The organism is Clostridium sp. AM27-28, from assembly GCF_003480955.1.
Classification (GTDB): domain Bacteria; phylum Bacillota; class Clostridia; order Lachnospirales; family Lachnospiraceae; genus Otoolea; species Otoolea fessa.
Map to the genome: position 1 here is coordinate 93941 of NZ_QUJT01000013.1, position 7111 is coordinate 101051.

Below are 7111 nucleotides of genomic sequence, written 5' to 3' on the forward strand. Positions count from 1 at the left end.
CATAACAAGGGGACAAACATCATGAAACAAGTCAAATTACTCGACTGCACTCTCCGCGACGGCGGCTACGTCAACGACTGGGAGTTCGGTCACGACAATATTGTTACTATTTTTGAACGTCTGATCAGCGCGGGCGTGGACATTCTGGAAGTTGGTTTTCTGGATGACCGCCGCACCTTCGACCGCAACCGCACGATCATGCCGACAACCCAGTGTGCCGATCAGATTTTCGGCAAGCTGGACAAGGGAAATACAATGATCGTCGCCATGATCGACTACGGAACCTGCGATATTTCTAATTTAAGCCCGTGTTCTGAGTCCTACATCGACGGCATCCGCGTCATTTTCAAAAAACATGTGATGCATGAGGCGATCCAATTCTGCCACGAAGTCAAAAAACTGGGCTACAAAGTGTTTGTACAGGCGGTTTCGATCACCAGCTACTCCGACCGTGAGCTTCTGGATCTGGTTGACCTTGTCAACGATCTGGAACCGTATGCGATGTCCCTTGTAGACACCTACGGTCTGCTGCATCAGGATAACCTGCTGCACTATTTCCAGCTCTTAAACTACAACTTAAAACCATCGATCGCGATCGGCTACCACTCCCACAATAACTTCCAGCTCGCATACTCAAACAGCATGGAAGTCTTACGCGAACCGGCAGACCGCACCGTTTTAGTTGATGCCACCCTGTACGGCATGGGAAAAAGCGCCGGAAATCTTCCGATCGAACTCATTTCCATGTACATGAACACTGTATTCGGACGCAATTTCAATGTCAGTCAGATGCTCGAGGCGATCGACATCAGCATCATGCCGTTCTTCCGCAAGAGCCCATGGGGATATAACCTGTTCTTCTATATTTCCGCCTCCAACAACTGCCATCCGAACTACGTCCGCTTCCTGATGGATAAGCACACCCTGTCGCTTAAATCCATCAATACGATTCTGGATGCGATTAAGCCGGAGAAAAAACTGCTCTACGACAAAGATTACATTGAAACACTGTACCGCAGGTATCAGAGCACAGAATGCAATGACGAAGCCGATATTCAGGCATTGAGTGCTTCCTGGAGCGAGCGCCCGCTTCTGCTGCTCGGTCCGGGAAAGAATCTGGAACTGGAAAAGGAGGCAATTCTTTCCTATATTAAGGCGCACAATCCGATCACAATCTCCGTCAATTTTATCCCGGAGGGAATTCCAATCGATTATGCGTTCTTAAGCAATTCCAGGCGCTATGTCCAACTCAACAACCGCCTGCTCGAGCACGCCGACGCCCAGGGACGCCCGGTGCGCGTCATCGCGACCTCAAACGTGACAAATGTCAAAGATACACATTTTGATTACACCTTAAACTATAATTCCCTGATCGACCAGAATGCAGAGATCATCGATAATTCCTTTGTCATGCTGCTGAACGTCCTGACCAAAACAAGCGTCCACCACGCCGCCTGCGCGGGATTCGACGGATATACGATCGATGGAGACAACTATTATAATTCCGCGATGGACTACCGGATCGCGCGGGAAAAATCACAGAGTATTAACCAGTATGTGATAGATACGCTGGAGAGGCTGGCAGGAACGCTGACGCTGGAGTTCCTGACGGATTCGAAATACGTAAAATAAAAAATTATATTTTCATATAGAAAAAGGGGTGTTCCAGCTGGTTCACCCCTTTTTCCACATCTCTCCACCCTTTCCAGCAACGCACACTATCTTTTTACGCATAATCCCCGTATAATAAGCCCCGTAATGCAGCGATGGATTTTCGCATTTTCAAAAAGGAGAGATTATACCATGCGTAAGCAAACTAAAACTTTAGCTGTTTTATCCGCTGCGGCTTTGTTCGCGGCTGCTGCACCTATAATGACAAATACGGGAACTTACAGAGTTCTGGCGGCTCAGAGCGGCTGGACAGAGGAAGATGGTCGTCTTTATTACTACGATGAGGACGGCTATAAAGAGACAAACACATGGAAAAAGCGGAATGGCGACTGGTTTTATCTCGATGAGGAAGGCGAGATTGCTACCAATCAGAGAGTCGATGACTATTTCGTCAACGATGAGGGGCACATGGCAAAGAACCAATGGGTTTCGGCTGAAAATGAGATCAGCTACGACAGCCCGGATTCTCCGGACGGCGGCTCCTGGCTCTATTTTGGCAAAGACGGCAAGATTGTAACTGCCAAATGGATGAGCATCAACGGAAAAACCTACTATTTCGACGAGGACGGACTGATGCAGACCGGGCTTCTGGAGCTGGACGGACAGACCTACTACCTCGGCGAGGAGGATGACGGCGCCAGAAAAACCGGATGGATTCTGCTGGAAACCATCACGAAAGACACCGACGATGAAGATGTCTGGTGCTATTTTGACACCGAAGGACGCATGATCGTAAACCAGATGGACCGCAAAATCGACAATGGCTACTACACCTTCATCGACGGCCAGATGCAGACAGGCTGGATCAATGTCGCGGAAGCTGGCTTTGTAAGCTCCAGCACACCTTCAAACGAAGCAGCAACAACGGACAACTCTGCCACAGACACTGTCAGCTTAAACGATTTCCGCTATTACGATCCGGAAAATGGCGGACGCCGGGCAAGCGGCTGGTACACCATTGAAGGGGCACCGGGCATCAGCGAAGAAGAAGAGCCATTTTCCTTCTTCTTTAAAAACGGAACTGCTTACTTTGCCGAGAAGGATCTTGCTATTTTCACCATCAATTCCGAGCGCTACTGCTTCAACGAACGCGGTGAAATGCAGACCGGGCTTCAGAGCCTGAAACAGGCGGATGGCAGCTTCGCCTCCTACTACTTCGGCGACGACGGCGTGATGCGTACCGGCAAGCAGACTATTTACAATGATGATTTAGAAGAAAACCAGATCTGGTATTTCCAGACCAAAGGTTCCCTCAAAGGACAGGGCTACCATGGCGAGCGCGATAACCAGGTTTATGTAAACGGTCTTTTAAAGAAGGCGGATCCAGAGCTCCGCTATGAGCCGGTTTCCACCGGTGAAAAACGCTACCTGGTAAACACCAGCGGCACCATCCAGAAAGCAACCTCTTCCTCCTCTTCCGCTTCCCGTCCGGAACTCGGAAAAGGGTTCAAGGATATCAAAGACAGCAATGATACTGTCTGGACAGTTGACACATCTGGAATCATCCAGTAAAATATAATATTGCATCCGTTCAAATACCGCAGGACACTTTTGTGACACCGCGGTATTTTTTCTGAAAGATGTCTTTTTTTATCGTTTTAAAAATTTTTTTGGAAATTTTTAAATTTTTTTCTAAAAACCAGTTATAATGTTCCCGATTAAAACGTATTATAATAAGGGGGGATGTTTTCATTTTTCTCCCAATGACTCAACTCTTACTTCTACGGAGGCAACTCTATGCGTGGTTTAAATGTTTATTGCTGTCCAACCTGTGGACATTATGGATTCTTTCAGCTCGTTGCCAATGCGGTGTGTCCGCATTGCTCAATCGCCATGACTCCTCTTCCCATTCCATATCAGGATTTCATGGACTTAGACTATCCACAGCGGCAGATCCTGATTTCCAGACACATGATTAATGCGGCGAACCATTTGGATTCTAAAGCCAAACCGGCGAACAAGGCTAAGGCACCAGGGCAGACAAAGCCATCCGACCAGAGCAAATCACTGGATGATGCAAAATCGTCGGATCAAAATGCAGCACCCGATAACACCAAATTGATGACCGATCATTCTGCAGCACCGGGTAAAACAAAATCGTCTTCCACTTCCTCGAAGATCCATCCGGATATTTCAAAAGATTCTGACAAGGAAACGCTCTATCAGGAAGTATTGGCTCTAAGAGAGAAAAACGAGCAGCTGGAGCAGACTGTCTCCTGGATGCATGATTTAATCTGGGAATTGACACGCCGACTACATATTACACAGAGTAGATAAAAAATGCCGCATGATTCATTCTGGTTTGATAACATACCTTCTGAATCATGCGGCTTTCATATTCGATCTACTATTTAATTTTTGATTTGATTTTTCACCTGCTCCATCTGGTATAAATGAGCCTCTTCTTTTCCATCTTATCCAGGCTCTCCGCTTATCCCGCCTTCTCCGTCTTACAGAGTATGTAGTGGTCAATCATCCGGTTTAAGCTTTGATTCATCTGATCCAGAGTTTTAAATAACTCCCTCAGCTCACGCTTTAATTCTTCATTTTCCTGCTCTAAAACGATCAATTTTTTAGCTTCATCCATAAACTCTCCTCCTTTTGACTGCCTGTTCTTCCATTCAGATGACCACACTGCATAACGCAGCTCTGCCAGGCGATCATATCGTTTTTTCTTTTCATATTATTTATAAACCGATTTTAAGAAAAATAAAAGAGTCTATCGATCGCAAATTTCGACACGGAGCATCGCTCCGTTACTGTTCACGCATATGTGCCCAGTAACTCGCTCACACATTACTTTTAATTCTAAATCGACAAAATCCAGGCAGATTCGGCTTTTCCGCCGAATCTGCCCGGATTTGCTGTCTATTTAATCCGTTCTGTCTATTTGAGCTATTCTGCCTGTTCTGCTTTCTCTCTTGTGAGTGCAAGCCCAATCGCCAGCATCGCCCACATAATCGGTGTCGCGATCGGGAGGTTGATATTAACAACTGCCTGTGCTCCATAGCAGAGCACCGCCAGAACAGGCGCCAGGATCCAGGCGCACTCTTTCCATTTTTTGCACATCTGCACGCAGGTGCCGCCCAGAAACGCAAGATAAGATACAAGCGCAAGCGGTCCCATTGTAACAAGGTACTGAAAATATTCGTTGTGGGCGCTCTCATAGAAAACTCCATACCGATCCAGCGCATCCTGCCTGAAATCCCAAGTCAGAATTCCATATGTGTCGGGTCCAAAACCAAACAACTGATGCAGGAACGGCAGCTCGCGATAGGACTGCCAGCCAATTCTCCAGCAATATCCCCGGTTCGTTCCCCAGTCATCATCAAAAACAAGATACTGGGACAACGCGCTGTACCGTTCCGCATGTCCTCCCAGATTTGCATCATAGAGGACAAATGCCACTGCCAGGCATCCAAGAATCAAAACGGCACACCAGCCACGCCAAATCCATCGTCCCGGTTTGCTCTCTGGATTCGTCTGTTCCATCTTCCGTTTCCAAACACAGAGAACCCCCGCCAGAATCCAGAATAAAACGACGACTCCCTCCAGATAACGATAGCGCACCAACACGCCAAACACACCGCCCAGACCGATGACCTGATCAGCATATACTTTATTGACCGTATCTACTACCTTGATCACGGTCATAAACGTAGCCGCCAGAATACCATAATCTGCGATGCCCCGCCATGTCGTAAATAAAAACAGCGGCATCACCGCAAACAGCATTCCAAGTGATAAATATGCATTATCACTCTGTCCGGTAATCAATGCAAAAAAGGCCAGCGCCGAAACCAGATAATACCAGATACGGCGTCCCACTTTTCTCTCACTTACAAAACAGCCGCATGCAACCGCCATCGTAAGCGCCACAAACGCCGTATACGTGTTGATATTTCCCAATGTAGATACAAACAGGTTTCCCTGTTCATTGCTCACGCCCTTTTTCCATCCCAATAAATCCATCTGGAAATAATCTGTGATTCCAAACAGACAGACCAGAACGGACGATGCCAGAAACACATCCAGGTACCATTTTCTCATCCGACCATACTTGCTGATCACAATCGTTCCCAGCACATACAGCGTAATCAAAAAAAATCCGCTGAATCGTCCCTCATTGCCCCAGAACGACTCATACACATAGTCCGACAGCACCGTCGATATCAATGCCAGTCCCCAGAAAACTGCCAGCGCCTTATAGGCAAATGGCTGCTTTTTTAATTCAGACGGTCGAAACGCGCAAAAAAAGCGCCGCACATGCGTCCCGCCAAACCGCTTTAAGTCCATGCACGCAAATACTATCGCTGCGATCAGGCATGACGCCAGCATCGCAACCGTGCTGAGCCAGTAAAACTGATATTTCGATACCAGAATATCATAATAATAATTATGGAAATATAGCGGAAATGCCCCAAACACCACACACAGATACACCGACACAATCCATGAAAAAACCTTTCGGACTTTTCCTTCCCATGCCTGCTCTGCCAAAATGGATGCAGCCGGAGCTCCCTGCTCTCTTGCAATCTCTGTCTGTTCCATCACATTCTTCTCCTTTTCTTATTCGTAAAACCAGAGAAACGGCTTGTATCAGTATAGCATTTCGTTTTGTGGATAGCAAGGAAGGAAATCTTAAATTTCCCCTATTATCTCTCCTATTTTTGCAACTTGCGATACTTTTCCATATCCGAAGTATAATGACTTGGTAATGCAGTTAGGATTTCGAGAAAAATATTTCAAAAAGTAAAAAGGAGAGTGCATTAATTATGAGAAAGCAGATGATGATTACAGACTCTACTACTTAGATGGTGATGTATATCTGGTAAACAACAAAGGTAAAGTTCAGAAATCCAATAAGAAATACGATATCGAGAACAAAGGTATCGCAGCTGAGGATGTAGAAGTTACCTTTACTTCCAGCAAGAGCAAGAAAGTTGCTACTGTTAACGGTACACCTGTAGCTAATTTTGTAGCAGATATTGATTGGTCTGATGCTAAGGTAACAGAAGATCAGAAGATTTCTGTACCGTTCATCCAGCTGTATGATGATGATGTATATACCTACACAGAGGCTGATCACAACGTAACTGCTTGGAGAAGATTAAACTAATCTAATTCAAAGAGGTACTTGTTATTCTTAAATGAATAATGAAATCCCCGGATCTCGAAAGAGGTTCGGGGATTTTGTTGTTAGTACAAGGCTCCCCTTGTTGCGGGGAGTTGGATTATTTGGTACTACAAAATTTATAGATATGTAAACATAAAAAGCCTTGATATCGGAGTTTTTGATATATTGCAAAATAAGTTCAATAATCCACTCCAAAATCAATGTTATCATATGATGTTACAATCTTTTGTTTACCCAGTGACGCACGATCAAAAGGGGCTGTCGCATTAGCAAATATTTTTGCTGGGCGGCAGCCCTACTTTC

General features: G+C 45.9%; 5 protein-coding genes. 3 read left to right on the forward strand and 2 right to left on the reverse strand.

Going from position 1 to position 7111, the window contains the following annotated elements; genetic code table 11:
* Nucleotides 1–21 precede the first annotated feature (21 nt).
* The 3 genes from DW720_RS13595 (at nt 22) to DW720_RS13605 (ending at nt 3948) form a co-directional block, all read left to right on the forward strand.
* The gene (locus tag DW720_RS13595; protein WP_118749747.1) at nt 22–1632 is read left to right on the forward strand and encodes an aldolase catalytic domain-containing protein; all 1611 of its coding nucleotides are present in this window, start codon (nt 22–24) and stop codon (nt 1630–1632) included.
* Nucleotides 1633–1803: 171 nt separating this feature from the next.
* On the forward strand, nt 1804–3183 hold the full coding sequence (locus DW720_RS13600) for a cell wall-binding protein (protein ID WP_118749748.1): 1380 nt from the start codon (nt 1804–1806) through the stop codon (nt 3181–3183).
* Nucleotides 3184–3408: 225 nt separating this feature from the next.
* Nucleotides 3409–3948: a hypothetical protein gene (locus DW720_RS13605; protein ID WP_118749749.1), complete on the forward strand. Its 540-nt coding sequence runs from the start codon at nt 3409–3411 to the stop codon at nt 3946–3948.
* 154 nt (nt 3949–4102) lie between these two features.
* On the opposite strand, the gene DW720_RS15775 is transcribed toward DW720_RS13605, so the two are convergent.
* Entirely contained in the window at nt 4103–4258 is a 156-nt protein-coding gene (locus DW720_RS15775; protein WP_022359159.1) for a hypothetical protein, read from the reverse strand.
* A gap of 308 nt (nt 4259–4566) precedes the next feature.
* On the reverse strand, nt 4567–6222 hold the full coding sequence (locus tag DW720_RS13610) for an O-antigen ligase family protein (RefSeq protein ID WP_118749750.1): 1656 nt from the start codon (nt 6220–6222) through the stop codon (nt 4567–4569).
* Between the last annotated feature and the right edge of the window lie 889 nt (nt 6223–7111).

Bases quoted from the DNA above. Each gene is read 5' to 3' on its own strand.
- DW720_RS13595 (WP_118749747.1), top strand. From the start codon at position 22: ATGAAACAAGTCAAATTACTCGACTGCACTCTCCGCGACGGCGGCTAC.
- DW720_RS13600 (WP_118749748.1), top strand. From the start codon at position 1,804: ATGCGTAAGCAAACTAAAACTTTAGCTGTTTTATCCGCTGCGGCTTTG.
- DW720_RS13605 (WP_118749749.1), top strand. From the start codon at position 3,409: ATGCGTGGTTTAAATGTTTATTGCTGTCCAACCTGTGGACATTATGGA.
- DW720_RS15775 (WP_022359159.1), bottom strand. From the start codon at position 4,258: ATGGATGAAGCTAAAAAATTGATCGTTTTAGAGCAGGAAAATGAAGAA.
- DW720_RS13610 (WP_118749750.1), bottom strand. From the start codon at position 6,222: ATGGAACAGACAGAGATTGCAAGAGAGCAGGGAGCTCCGGCTGCATCC.